The sequence below is a fragment of the Nocardia sp. bgisy134 genome (assembly GCF_057708325.1).
In genome coordinates this window covers 95,112-108,103 of the sequence record NZ_JBYIRW010000023.1, presented here as the reverse complement: position 1 = coordinate 108,103, position 12,992 = coordinate 95,112, and the positions used below count along the sequence as shown (strand labels likewise).

8 protein-coding genes are annotated in these 12,992 nt (G+C 69.0%); 7 read left to right on the top strand and 1 reads right to left on the bottom strand.

Features of this window, described 5'->3' with window-relative positions; genetic code table 11:
• Positions 1–46 precede the first annotated feature (46 nt).
• Positions 47–868 (bottom strand): helix-turn-helix transcriptional regulator, encoded by an 822-nt coding sequence (locus AC3ERS_RS31665; RefSeq protein ID WP_431971802.1) that lies wholly within the window; start codon positions 866–868, stop codon positions 47–49.
• A 100-nt stretch (positions 869–968) separates the two neighbouring features.
• Here AC3ERS_RS31665 and AC3ERS_RS31660 point away from each other — a divergent pair, with 100 nt between their 5' ends.
• From AC3ERS_RS31660 to AC3ERS_RS31630, 7 genes are all read left to right on the top strand, one after another.
• Positions 969–1,526 (top strand): hypothetical protein, encoded by a 558-nt coding sequence (locus tag AC3ERS_RS31660; RefSeq protein WP_431971801.1) that lies wholly within the window; start codon positions 969–971, stop codon positions 1,524–1,526.
• Between the two features lie 968 nt (positions 1,527–2,494).
• Complete coding sequence (locus AC3ERS_RS31655) at positions 2,495–2,752, top strand: acyl carrier protein (RefSeq protein WP_431971800.1); 258 nt, start codon at positions 2,495–2,497, stop codon at positions 2,750–2,752.
• Positions 2,753–2,756: 4 nt separating this feature from the next.
• On the top strand, positions 2,757–8,753 hold the full coding sequence (locus tag AC3ERS_RS31650; protein ID WP_431971799.1) for an aminotransferase class III-fold pyridoxal phosphate-dependent enzyme: 5,997 nt from the start codon (positions 2,757–2,759) through the stop codon (positions 8,751–8,753).
• Positions 8,750–9,595: a hypothetical protein gene (locus tag AC3ERS_RS31645; RefSeq protein WP_431971798.1), complete on the top strand. Its 846-nt coding sequence runs from the start codon at positions 8,750–8,752 to the stop codon at positions 9,593–9,595. Before AC3ERS_RS31650 ends, AC3ERS_RS31645 begins: the two co-directional genes overlap by 4 nt.
• On the top strand, positions 9,592–9,843 hold the full coding sequence (locus AC3ERS_RS31640; RefSeq protein WP_431971797.1) for an acyl carrier protein: 252 nt from the start codon (positions 9,592–9,594) through the stop codon (positions 9,841–9,843). Before AC3ERS_RS31645 ends, AC3ERS_RS31640 begins: the two co-directional genes overlap by 4 nt.
• On the top strand, positions 9,840–11,561 hold the full coding sequence (locus AC3ERS_RS31635) for a fatty acyl-AMP ligase (protein ID WP_431971796.1): 1,722 nt from the start codon (positions 9,840–9,842) through the stop codon (positions 11,559–11,561). Before AC3ERS_RS31640 ends, AC3ERS_RS31635 begins: the two co-directional genes overlap by 4 nt.
• Entirely contained in the window at positions 11,558–12,943 is a 1,386-nt protein-coding gene (locus AC3ERS_RS31630) for a cytochrome P450 (RefSeq protein ID WP_431971795.1), read from the top strand. Before AC3ERS_RS31635 ends, AC3ERS_RS31630 begins: the two co-directional genes overlap by 4 nt.
• Positions 12,944–12,992 lie beyond the last annotated feature (49 nt).

The window sequence follows — 12,992 nt, the reverse complement described above, 5'->3', positions numbered from 1 at the left end:
GGAACTCGGGCTCGCAGGACGCGGCCGTGTCGTCAGCACCCCTTCCTCATGTGACGCGCAACAGGTCCAGGGCGGCAGCCTCCGGCGTGCCGGGTGCGGCGGAGTAGACCACGACGGTTTGGTCGACCTCCGGCACCAGCAGCGTGTCGCAGTCGAGAGTGAGCCTGCCGAGCGCGGGGTGTTCGATGGTGAGGGTGGTCGCGCTGATCGTGCCCGCCTGTCCGGCACGCCACAGCTCGTCGAATCGCACGCTGCCGGAACGCAGTTCGGTGATGAGGCGGGCAACGCCGGGGTCGCCGGGGTAGCGGGCTCGCGCGGTGCGCAGACAGCCGACGCAATGGGCAGCGGTCCGCTCCTCGTCTTCGTCGGACAGCCGCACCCGGCCGACACCGTCGCCGAGGAACCGTTCACGAATGAGGTTGCGCCGCGTCGGGGGCAGCGCGGAGAAATCGCCGAGGAGCGCGTCGGCGAGCGGGTTCCAGGCCAGCACGTCGGAGGTGGCGGACAGCACCAGCGCGGGCAGGTCGGACATGCGGTCGAGGATCCGAAGCACGCTGGGGCGCACCTGCATCGGGACACGCCCGGCGTGCGGCGGTTCGGAGCCCGCGAGCCGGAAGACCAGGTTGCGGTCGTCGTCGCCGAGTCGCAGCGCTCGGGTCAGCGCACCCAGGACCTGCGTGGACGGTTTCGGTCCGCGCCCCTGCTCGAGCCGCACCACGTAGTCGACGCTGACGCCCGCCAGCTGCGCGACCTCCTCCCGCCGCAACCCCGGCACCTGCCGACGTGATCCGGCGGGGAGGCCGACTTCGACCGGTTCGACCCTGGCGCGTGCGGTGCGCAGCACGGCGGCCAATTCGGCTCTGTCCATACTCCTATCGTGCCGCGCGATCCACCGCCCGGGGTGGTACCGCCCGTCCCATGCCCGGGCGGTCCTGGTGGCCGGGCGCACGGTCCACGACGCTGCGAACATGACAGGCACGACAACCGCCCGGACGGCGCACGACCGAGCCGAGGCCGCACCCGACGGCCGAACGAACCGACGAATGCCGTTGATCGGAGCCGCCGTGGCCCTGCTGGCGACGCTGAGCGTGATCGGTTTCGCCGTGACACCGAAAGGAACCGAGCCAGTGAACGAGTCCGGAATCTCCAGCACCGTGCTGTCGATCGGCCTGCATCCCGGCGCTCTCGACTACAGCCGGATTCCCGGCTTGGACGAGGCCACGCTGACAGCGCGGATCGCCGCGGGCGAGCAGGCGCTGCGCGACGCCGGGTTCGACCTCGTGTCATGCCTCGTCCCCGCGGAACCCGACGCCGCCGAAGCCGTGCTGCGAGAGTGCGCCACCGACAGATCGTTCGGCGTCGTGATGATCGGCGCCGGGATCCGCGGCGCGCTCGAGCACACCCTCGTGCTCGAACGAATAGTCAACGCCGTCAACCAGATATCCCCTGGCGTGCGGTTCTGCTTCAACACTTCACCGGAAACCACCATCGACGCGATACGCCGTTGGGTGAGGCCGAGCAATTAGTGCGGGCAATCCGGACCCGCCACCACCCCACCTCGGTTACCCGACGAGCCGTCGACAACGACCATGTGCCACAGCAACATCGGTCGAAGCCACACCACGCCCCCGGCCACCATGCCTACCGACTCCACCCCGCCGCACCCCCAGCACGAGTACCAAATGATCAGTCCCCCAACTGAACCAAATTCTCGACGCGACGGCAAGCCGACCGAGCGGAGAGGTTCGCGCTGCGGTGGGATCCCTCGCGCTCCGGAAGATCGACTCTCGGAAACGATGTGATGCCCCACATAGCCGATTCCACTACCTGCTTGCAATGAGAGCGGTCACATTCTCGAGAACTCGAAAAAGTTTGCCACGCTGCGCAATAGCACCCGGCGCCATCTGTACGGAGTGAAAAATTTTCTGGCAAGTATGGAATTCGTCACCGAAATCTGGTATGGCCCGATTCAATCGAAAAGTACCAATGGGTCGGTTTTATCTATTCGGTAAACCGATCGTGAACAGCGAACTTTCCGAAAACTCCTCCAACCCGCTCCGCGACCACCACCCGACGGAGTACCTGTAACCAGAAATCGCAGAATTCATTGTCCGAGACACCATGCCGTCATGCCCCATTTTCCCGGGGCGACGCCACGTTGCGCTCACAACAATCGAAGCCCATTAGCCATGAGATTGCCGATGCATGAGATGCACTGTAGGACAGTGCTTTTCGCATTGCAGCGCCCACATCAGCGGTGTAGAGATTGGTCGAACGCACGACTGTGCACGGTGACAGTCGTGCAGGGTGACGAGATATGAGGCGTAACAGTTTTGGTTGTCGATATCGGAAGGCAAGTGATCACCGGCTCGGCTGTCGCCGCATCCGGCACTGACCAGGGAAAAGGCAGGTACTCGACGGTGTCGGCAAACACCGCGGTCGAGATCGAGGAGCTCCCGGGCGCAACGGGCGCGAGCCCGGTCGGAGGTCTGGAATGACCGCCCCGAACACGGTGTCCGAACGCGTCCGAGAGCTGTTTCGCAGCGGTTTGCGTGTCGACGAAATCGACCTCGATACGCCGTTGCTGGATTATGGCTTGGATTCGGTCCGGTCGGCCGAGATCATCATCGAACTGGAGCGCGCGTTCGACGTGCAGATCTCCGACGAGGAGGCCTCCGAGCTGCACACCGCGCGTGACGTGATCGAGTGCGTGACGAACAAGACGAGCCACCGCGCCGGGATCGGGGCATAACCGCATGGCTCCCAGAGCACAAGACCACGAAATCTCCTCGACCGGAATGGATGTCGAGGCGTCGCAGTTGTTCGACGACTTCGCGCGGCACAACCGACCCGGACTGGCGCGGCTGCTGCGCGCCTGTCACCTGGACGTGGTGTACGTCGGCGCCGAGGGCGACCATCTGATCCGCGCGGACGGTACACGGGTGCTCGACATGGTCGGCGGCTTCGGCGCGGCATTGTTCGGGCACAACCATCCGGCGCTGGTCCGCGTGGCCACCGCACGGTTGAACCAGCAGACTCCGTTCGTCTCACAGGGCAGTGTCCGGCCGGGCGCTTCGCTTCTGGCACATCGGCTTTCCGACCTGGTCGGGGCGAGCACGGGACGCGAGTACGTGGTGACGTTCGGGTCCACCGGCGCCGACGCGGTCGAGGCCGCCATCAGGCACGCGGCCGTCGCGCACGCGCGCAGACTGGCCGAGTTGCGCGACGAACTGCGCCGCACGCTTCGGCAGCTGCGCCGCGACGGACTGCACGCGGTGCGTCCGGTCACCAGAACCGCGGCCGATCAGAAAGACGACGAAACACGCTCGGCGGCAGCGATTCTCGAAGACTCGCTGCGCGTCGTCGAGGAGATCGAACGGCGGGGCCCCGTCTTCGTTTCGCTGGCGAACGCCTTCCACGGCAAGACGGCGGGCGCCTTCGCGCTCACCGAGCAGGCCGATACGCCCGCGGACCTGATCGTGCCCGGCCCCGAGCGGCGCAAACTCGACACCTGGACGCCCGAGGAGGTATCCGCCGCCTTCGCGCAGGAGCTGCGGCCGGTGGGCCGGATCAGCGTGAACGCCGCCGGACGGCCGGTGTTGTCGCAGACGTCGGTCTCGCCGATCGCGGCGATCTTCGCCGAACCCATCCAGGGCGAGGGCGGGGTCCGCGAGGTGCCTGCCGAGACGCTGCGCGCCCTGCGTGAACTGGCCGACCGGCACACGGCCGCATTGGTTTTCGACGAGATCCAATCCGGCATGGGCCGCACCGGCACCTTCCTGGCGTCGGCGCCGTCGGGTGTGGCCGCGGACTACTACCTGCTGTCCAAATCGCTCGGCGGCGGCCTGGTGAAGATCTCGGCGCTGTTGGTCGACCGCGCCACGTCGGTGTCGGATTTCGGCCGATACCACACCTCCACCTTCGCCGACGACGAGTTGTCCTGCGCGGTCGCGGAAGCCGCGCTGGATCTGTTGCGCGACAACCAGATCCGGATCAGCGATACCGGCGCACGACTGCGGTCGCGGCTGGAGGCGGTCACGCGGCGCTGGCCGCGAGTGCTGGCGGGCGTGCGCGGCCGGGGACTGCTGCAGGGCATCGAACTGATCCCGCCCGCGCCCGAATCGGCGCTGCTGCGCGAGATCTGTGACCCGGACATGTTCGGCTACGTGGTGGCGGGCTACCTGCTGCACACCCACCGGATCCGGATGCTGCCCACGCTGTCCGCGCCCACCACCTTGCGGTTGCAGCCGTCGGCATTCCTTGCGGAGTCCGAGCTGGCCCGCCTGGAATCCGCCTTGGACGAGCTGGCCGAGCTGCTGCACCGCGGCGACATGGCCACGCTGCTGGCTCACCTGACGACACCCGTGACCACGAATTGGCAAGTGCCGGAGCGCAAGCCGCTGCCCGAGCGGCGCTCCGCCAAGGTGGCGCGGGATTACGACGCGCCGAACCGGGTGGTCTTCCTCGCGAATCTGCCGGAACCTGCCGATCTGCGCCGGTTCGCGCCGGAACTGGCCGAGTGGTCGGACGCGCAGTTCGCCGCGCTGTTCGAGCGCCTGCGCGGAGTGGCCGAACCCTTCGAGCTGACCAGGCAGCTGATCAGCTCCCCCACCGGCGCCACGGTCGAGGTCTGCCTGATCGCGGTGCCGATCTCCGCCGAACAGATCGTCGAATGCCAGCGGTCCGGCCACCGCGCCTGGCCGCGCGACTTGGTGCTGGAGGCCGTCGAACAGGCGATCGCGCTGGGCGCCACCGTGATCGGGCTCGGCGGGTACACCTCTATCGTCACCAACGCCTCCCGCGATGTGGTGGAGGACGCGGTCACGGTGACCTCGGGCAATTCCCTCACCGCCGCCTGCGCCTACGACGTGGTGGTCGGTGAGCTCGCCCGGCTCGAACCGGGGCGACGGCGCGTCGGCATCCTCGGCGCGCTCGGCAACATCGGCGCGGTCATGGCGGAGATGATCGCGCCGCACGCCGAGGCGATCACGCTGGTGGGACGGCCGGGCTCGGCCGGACGCCTGCGCCGGGTCGCGGACCGGCTCACCTCGGCCGCGCCTGCCGTGATCGAGGTCAGCGAGGACCTGGCCGCGCTGCGGGACTGCCACGTCGTGCTCACCGCGACCAATTCCGCGCTCCCGCTCGTCACCGCGGATCTGCTGGCCGCGGATCATCCGGTGCTGGTATGCGATCTGGCGGTCCCCGGCGACGTGGATCCCGCCGTCGCCGAGCGCCCGAACATCACCCTGGTCTCCGGTGGGCGCATGACGCTGCCGCTCGGCCAGACACCCCCCTTCCCCGAAACCGGATTGCCTCCCGGCGTGGTCTACGCCTGTATGGCCGAGACCGTGCTGCTCGGCTTCGAGCCCGGCACCGCGAGTCCGTCGTACGGCGGACTGACCGTCGCGGGCGTGCACGCCGCCCGCGAACTCGCGGCTCGTCACGAGGTGCGCCCGGTTCTGCTTCCGACAGGAGCCACTACCGTGTCCGACAGCCCGACACCCGCGCCGATGTTCCTCGGCGCGGCGGATTTCGCTCCCGAGCGAGCCGGCGGCAAGGCCGGCACCCTGCACGAACTGATCGCCGCGGGCTTCGAGGTGCCGCCCGGCTTCGTGGTGCCCGCCGACCTCGATCTCGACACGGTCGGCGACGACGACCTGGCCCGCTGGGTGCGGACGCTGGGCGGATTCCCGGTCGCCGCTCGCTCCAGCGGTGTGCTGGAGGATCTCGACGACGCCAGCTTCGCCGGACAGTACGAGTCCTATCTGGACATCACCGACGTCTCGGCGCTGCGCGACTACATCGGACAGTGCCGCGCCTCTGTGCACAACGACCGGGTCCGCACCTACCTGGCCAAGCACGGCTACACCGAGGCGAAGGCCACGGTGGCGGTGCTGGTGCAGCGGATGGTCGACGCCCGGTATGCCGGTGTGGGTTTCAGCATCGACGCGCTCACCGGCATCGAGGAAAACGCGGTCGTCGAATGCTGCGCCGGTCTGGGCGAACGACTGGTCTCGGGTCAAGTGACCCCGACGCGGTACACCCTGCGCCTGTTCGACGGCGCGGTACTCGAGCGGGACGCGGGCGGCGAGGATATCGAGCTGGAGCCGGCCGCCACCGCCGAGCTGGCCGCATTGATGCTGGCCGTGCAGGCGCACCGGCACCGCCCGCAGGACATCGAGTGGGCGATCGACGCCGAGGGCAAGCTGTGGCTGCTGCAGGCGCGCGCCATCACCGCGATCACCTGGCGGACCGATATCGATCAGTTCTCCGATGCGGACCTGCGCGACGGGGGCGTCTCGGCGCGCGTCTGCACGCCGATGATGTTCTCGCTGTACGACAACGCTTTTCAGCATTCGATGCAGCAGTTCTTCGAACGGTTGAAGCTCGCCGATCCCGGCGTGGAACCGGACTGGATGGCCATGTACTACGGCCGCGCCTACTGGAATGTCAGCGCGGTGAAGAACTGCTTCTTCAAGATTCCCGGCTTCGACGAGCAGCACTTCGACGACGACCTCGGCGTGCTCAACGACTACGGCCCCGAGGGGCCGCACCGCACCCCGACCTCCGCCAAGACCATCGCCAAGGCGCTGCCCGCGGCACTGGCGGTCCAGCGAAGCTATCGCGACCAGCTGGCCGCGGTGGACGCCTTCGCGGTGGAATGGCCCGCGAAGCACGCGCTCTGGCGCGACCGGGTAGGTGTCCTGTCGCAGACCGATGACGCCACCTTCGCCACCGATCTGACCGACTGCCTGCTCACCTTTCACGCGTTCACCGAACGCACCTACTTCACCACCATCTACAACAACTCGAGCGTGCAGACCGACTTCAAGCAGCTGCTGGACAAGGTCGACGCCGCGACGGAGGGTTCGACCTCGGCCATCGACCTGATGGGCGGTCTCGCCGAGATCAGCCACATGCAGATGCAGCGCGGCATCGTCGCATTGCACCGGGTGGCGAGCGAACACGGGCTCGACAGCGTCGAATGGGAAAGGGCGCTGGCGGAATTCGTCACCGAGCAGGGCTTCCACGCCGACGCCGAGCTGGATCTGACCTGCCCCCGCTGGTCCGAGGAGCCCGAGCGGGTGCGCTCGATGATCGCGGTCATGCTCGAACACCGCACCGCGCCCGCCGATCCGGACGTGACCCTGGTGGAGCAGCGCAAGCGCTACGAGGCCGAGCTGGCCGCGCTGCGCGGCCGGGTTCGGGCCAAGACCAGGACTCGCGTCAAGTTCGCTAAGTCCGTCGACAAGCACGTCGAGCGGATGCGGCGCTACCTCGTCGCCCGCGAACGGATGCGGGAATTCTCCTCGCAGTGCTACGCGATCGTGCGAGCCTACGTCGTGGAGGCGGGCGCCCGGCTGGCCGCGGCGGGCACCCTCGAGTACGCCGACGACGCGTTCCAGCTCAGCATCCACGAGCTGAGCGATCTGGTCGCGGGTCGCGTCGAGATCGCCGAGCTGGCCCCCCGAATCGCTTATCGCCGTGCGGTATACGCCGGATACCGGGATCTGACGCCGCCGCACGAACTCGGCGGCGGAGTCACGGTGGGGGCGGTGCGCGAGATCGGCGAAGGCGATCTCACCGGACTCGGCTGCAGCCCGGGCATCGCCGAGGGCACCGCACGAGTGATCACCTCGCTGGCCGATATCGATCAGCTGCGCGAAGGCGACATTCTGGTCACCCGTTTCACCGACCCGGGCTGGACCCCGGCCCTCGGCCTGGTGGCCGCAGTCGTCACCGAGGTGGGCGGAATGCTGTCGCACGCCGCTGTCATCGGGCGCGAGTACGGGATTCCCGCGGTGCTGAACGTCGCCGGCGCGACGACCGCCGTGCGCTCGGGCCAGCGGATCCGGGTCGACGGCAGCGCCGGCGTGATCAGCGTGCTCGACACGGCGACGGCGCAGGTCGATGCGGCGGTAGCCACCCCAGCAGCCGAGACCGGCGCGTCGCCCAAGGCCGAGACGGGTGACTCCGCGCCCGCCGGATCCGAAAAAGACGACAGCGTAACCGAATCCGAGTCGGCGACAGCGGCCGAGGCGCAAGCTCCCGCCGAAGTCGTCGCACCCCGCGAAGAACCAACCCGCCCGGCGTCTCCGCGCCCGGCGCCGAGAAGGGATGAACCACTGACCGCACGCAAACGCCTGATCTGTATCGCGGGGGGCGACGGCTCGGGCAAGACCACCCAGGTGGCGCGGATCGCCGCGGAGTTCGAAACTCAAGGACACAGCGTCGCCGCGGTCACGATCTGGGATGCCTTCCTGGATCCGAAGGTCTCCTCGAAACTGCCGTGGAACAGCCCCTCGGAGATCTACGGCTACCTGAAGTTGCTCACGCCGCTGAGCCGCGCGCACTTCCTGTTCCACGCCATGCAGCTCTCGTTCGACCTGGCCGCCGCGCGCGGCGTCGACATCGTCCTCGCGAACGCGTACTGGTACAAGTACTACGCCACCGAGGTCGCGCACGGCGGTGACCCCGCGGTGCTGCGCAAGCTCACGGCGGGCTTCCCGGAGCCGGACCGCACCTTCTATCTGACCGTCAGCCCGCAGGACGCGTTGGGGCGCAAGCAGTTGCGCAGCGACTACGAGAGCGGCTACGGGGACGAGAAGGCGTTCCTCGACTTCCAGCAGCGCAGCCACGACGCGCTGGAGGAGCTGGCCGAGGAGCTGGCTTGGGTCCGTCTCGACGGCACCGACGCGCCCGCCGCGATCACCAAGGCCGTGCTGGCCCAGCTGCAGGAGGACGACCGATGACCCGACGCGTCGCCATCGTCGGCATCGACGGCGCCGGCAAGTCCTCGGTCATGGCGCGGCTGCGCGAGCTGGCCCCGGCCGGTGATCACGCCGCGTTCGCTTCGATGACCTGCCCGGACTTCCACAACACCCGTGACGTCCCGCTCACCGATCTGTCCAAGCAGCTCAAGGCATTCAGCGTCGGATGCGACGAGATCTCCAGCCTGGAGATGAAGGCCACGGCCATGTACTTGCAGATGACGCTGTTCGGTCCGGTGGAGCGGCACTTCCTGGACACTTGGGCGCCGGATGTCCTCGTCTTCGAGCGGCATCCGCTCATCGAGCTGCTGGTCTACGGCCCGCTGTACGTGGCACTCGCTCGCCCCGAGTGGAACGGCCACGATCGCGAAGCCGAGATCGCCGCGGTGCTCGAGCGACACCGCCCCGGCACCTTCGACGACATCCTGGCCTGGCAGCACTCCGAGTCCAGCAGACTCGGCAGCTCCCCCGATATCTGGCAGCTGCTCTCGGAGATCGCCGACCTGGTCGGCCGCGAGATCACCGCCTCGGTCGCGGGATTCGCGGCACGGTTCCGCACCACCTTGCCCGATGCCGTGCTGTGGCTCGACGTCCCGCCCGAGCAGGCGGCCGCCCGCTGCGCGGAGCGCTCCGCAGGCGGCGTCAAGGAGGCGCACGAGACCGCGGAACGCCTCACCGCCCTGCGTGAGGGCTACCTCCGGGTGCGCGACACCCTGGCCGCCGCCTACCCGGAGGTCAGCTTCCATCGCATCGATACCGCCGACGGCGTCGACCTGGACGAGTCCGTCCGCGCCTGCGTCACGGAAGGAAAACTCTTCGGATGAGTGCACGAACCCAGACCGCCGCCGAGATCGAGGCGCGGGTGCGCGCCATCGTCGGCGAGGTGCTGTGGGTGGCGGCCGACGACATCGACGCCGCCGCCCAGTTGATCGACTACGGACTGGACTCGCCGACCGCCATCGAGCTGACCATTCAGCTGGAACGGGCCTTCGACGTCGAGATTCCCGAAGACGCTGCGGCACAGTTGAATACGGTCGCCGAGATCGTCGCCTACGTGCGGGGAGAGTCGTGACCGGCCCGCTGGCGCCACGGTTTCCGAGCATCGTGCACGCGCTGCTGGCGAACGCCGAACGCGGCGCCGACGGCCCGTCGACCATTTTCGTGCCGGAGCGCGGCACGGATGACGAATTCGCCTGGCGGCACGATGATCTCGCGCTCGCCGCGGGACGCGCCGCGGCCGCTCTGGCCGATGCCGGGGTGCGGGCTGGGGATCGAGTGGTGCTGTCGCTGCCCACCTCCCCGGAGTTCGTCACCGCGTTCTTCGGCGCCTTGGCGCTCGGCGCGGTGCCGACGGCGGTGGCGACGCCGGGCGGGTTCGGCTCGGCGGAGCTGTTCTACGACAAGTTCCACCGGCTGCTCGCCTACCTGGAGCCCAAGGCGGTCGTCGCGGGCGCGACGGTGCTGGCGGCGGCACAGCTTCCGGCCGGGGCGACCGGCATCGACGGAGCGGCGTTGCACGCGGTGGCCGGATCGCCGGACGGGCCCGCGCTGACGCCGCGCCTGCCCGAACCCGGTGACCTCGCCTTCATTCAGGCCACCTCGGGCTCTACCGGCACGCCGAAGGGGGTGCAGATCACCCACGCCAATCTGGCCGCGAACTGTGAGCAGATCGCGCTCGCCGCGGCGATGGGTCCGGGCGACACCTGGGTGGGCTGGCTGCCGCTGCACCACGACATGGGACTGATCGGCGGCTTCCTCACGCCCATGTTCCGCGGCATCGATGCCGTGCTGATGCCGCCGAGCCGCTTCCTGCGCAGCCCGGGCGACTGGCTGCGCGCGGTCAGCAAGTACGGCGGAACTTTCACCGCCGCACCGAATTTCGCCTACGGCTACGCGGCGGCGCGGGTGACCGACGAGGAATTGGCCGGGGTGGATCTGTCGAGCTGGCGGTTCCTGTTCTGCGGCGCGGAGCCGATCCACCCGCCGACCGTGCAGCGCTTCGTGGATCGTTTCGGCGCGTGGGGCCTTCCACCGGACGCGCTGGTGCCCTGCTTCGGTATGGCGGAGGCTTCGCTGGCCGTGACGGTCGCGCGCCCGCACGCTCCGATCGCCTACGACTCGGTCTCCCGTCGCGCGCTCACCGGAAGCGGTGTGGTGCTGGATGTTCCGAACGACGACCCGGACGCGATGCAGATCGTGGACTGCGGCGAGCCGGTGCTCGGCACCGAGGTGCGCGTCGTCGACGGCGACGGCGTACCGTGCGGCCCGGACACGGTCGGACGCATCCAGTTCCGCGGCCCGTCGACCACCGTCGGCTACTTCCGGCTCCCCGACGCCACCGCGGCGGCGAGCGCCGACGGCTGGTGGGACACCGGCGACATCGGGTATCTGCGTGCAGGCAAATTGCGCATCACCGGCAGGCAGAAGGACCTGATCATCATCCGCGGCGCGAACTACCTGCCCACCGATTTCGAGATCGCCGCCGAACAGGTGGACGGCGTGCGGCTCGGCGGGGTCGCGGCGGTCGGGCACGCCGATGCCGCGGGTCTGTCGGAGGAACTGCACCTCATCGTCGAAACCGCGCTCGCCCCTGACGAACACGACGCGCTGCGGCGCGCGGTGCGCGTCGCGGTGAGCAAGCGGACCGGGGTGCTGGCCGCTGACGTCCGAGTGGTGCCGCCGCGCAGCATCCCCAAGACCACCAGCGGGAAGGTGCAGCGCGCGGAAGCCCGTCGCCTGTTCCTCGAGCGAAGGGAACCGGAACTGGTCGACGTGGGAGGCGGCGCATGACGGCTCGCGCGCTCGCCGGTCCGGCGCTGCGGCATCCGCTCGGCGCCTACCTCGACTACCGCGCCGACCCGCTCACGCTGTTCTACGAGCAGGCCGTCGCGCACGGCGGCAGCGTGCGGCTGCGCCTCGTGCACCAGCAGCTGCACCTGCTGGTCGAGCCGGACCACATCAACCAGGTGCTGGTGACGAATGCGGCGAAATACGCCAAGGGCATCAGCTATCAGAGCCTGAACTACCTGCTCGGGCCCGGTCTCCTGACCAGCGGCGGCGAACTCTGGAAACGCCAGCGCGCGTTGATCAAACCGGCGTTCGCGCGCAGGCACGTGGACACCGAGATCCCGCTGATGATCGCCTGCGCGCAGCGGATGCTGGACCGGCTGGACGCGCGGGCCGCCGAGGGCGCGGCCTTCGATCTGGTGCCCGAGGTAATGGGGTTCGCGGCCGACGTGGTGTGCCGCGCGGTCATGGGCGCCGACATCGACGGTGTGCTGCCGCAGATCGAGGACGACGTGCGCGAGGGCGTCTCCTGGGTGATGAACCACATGTCGGCGCCGATCCAGCTGCCGCCGAGTGTGCCCACCCCCGCCAATCGGCGCTTCCACGGCGTGCTGACCCGGCTGCACCGGGTGGTCGACGACGTCATCCAGGGGCACCGTGCCGCCGCGACGGGTGCGGCCGATTCGCTGCTCAGCCGGCTGCTCGCGGCGCGCGACGACGCGGGCCACGCCATGGACGACGAACAGCTGCGCCACGAGGTGCTCACCTTCCTGCTGGCCGGGCACGAGACCACCGGCGGCGCGCTGGCCTGGACCGTCTACGAACTGTGCCGCAATCCGGCGGTACTGGATCGGGTGCGGGCCGAGATCGACGGTGCGCTCGGCGAGACCGGCATCGCGCGGGCGCTGCCCGCGCTGGAGCTGACCGGCCGGTCCATCGACGAGGCGATGCGACTGCACCCGCCCGCCTGGGCATTCAGCCGCACCGCGCTGGAGGCCGACAGTTTCGACCGTTTCGACCTGGAGCCGGGGGCGATTGTGGTGATCAGCCCGTTCGTCAACCACCGCTTCCCCGAATTCTGGGACTCGCCGCTGACCTTCGACCCGGAGCGATTCACCAAGGAGCGCACCAGGTCTCGTCCCCCGTTCCGGTACTTCCCGTTCGGCTGGGGCGCGCACCTGTGCGTCGGCCAGCACATGGCGCTGACCGAACTGCGCGTCGGTCTGGCGATGCTGCTGGCGCGCTACGACATCGAACTGGTCAACGGCCTTCGGGTGCGGGAGAACCCGGAGATCTCCAACACGCCCGACCCGGTGCTGGTGCGCCTCACCCGGCGCGAGACCGCGGCCTCGGCCGCCGGCGCACTGGCGGAGTCGGCCCGATGAGCGTCATCGGCCCGAGTGGCGCACGCCCCCATCGTCTTTCGATACGCAG

Bases quoted from the DNA above. Each gene is read 5' to 3' on its own strand.
- AC3ERS_RS31665 (WP_431971802.1), bottom strand. From the start codon at position 868: ATGGACAGAGCCGAATTGGCCGCCGTGCTGCGCACCGCACGCGCCAGG.
- AC3ERS_RS31660 (WP_431971801.1), top strand. From the start codon at position 969: ATGACAGGCACGACAACCGCCCGGACGGCGCACGACCGAGCCGAGGCC.
- AC3ERS_RS31645 (WP_431971798.1), top strand. From the start codon at position 8,750: ATGACCCGACGCGTCGCCATCGTCGGCATCGACGGCGCCGGCAAGTCC.
- AC3ERS_RS31640 (WP_431971797.1), top strand. From the start codon at position 9,592: ATGAGTGCACGAACCCAGACCGCCGCCGAGATCGAGGCGCGGGTGCGC.
- AC3ERS_RS31650 (WP_431971799.1), top strand. From the start codon at position 2,757: ATGGCTCCCAGAGCACAAGACCACGAAATCTCCTCGACCGGAATGGAT.
- AC3ERS_RS31655 (WP_431971800.1), top strand. From the start codon at position 2,495: ATGACCGCCCCGAACACGGTGTCCGAACGCGTCCGAGAGCTGTTTCGC.
- AC3ERS_RS31630 (WP_431971795.1), top strand. From the start codon at position 11,558: ATGACGGCTCGCGCGCTCGCCGGTCCGGCGCTGCGGCATCCGCTCGGC.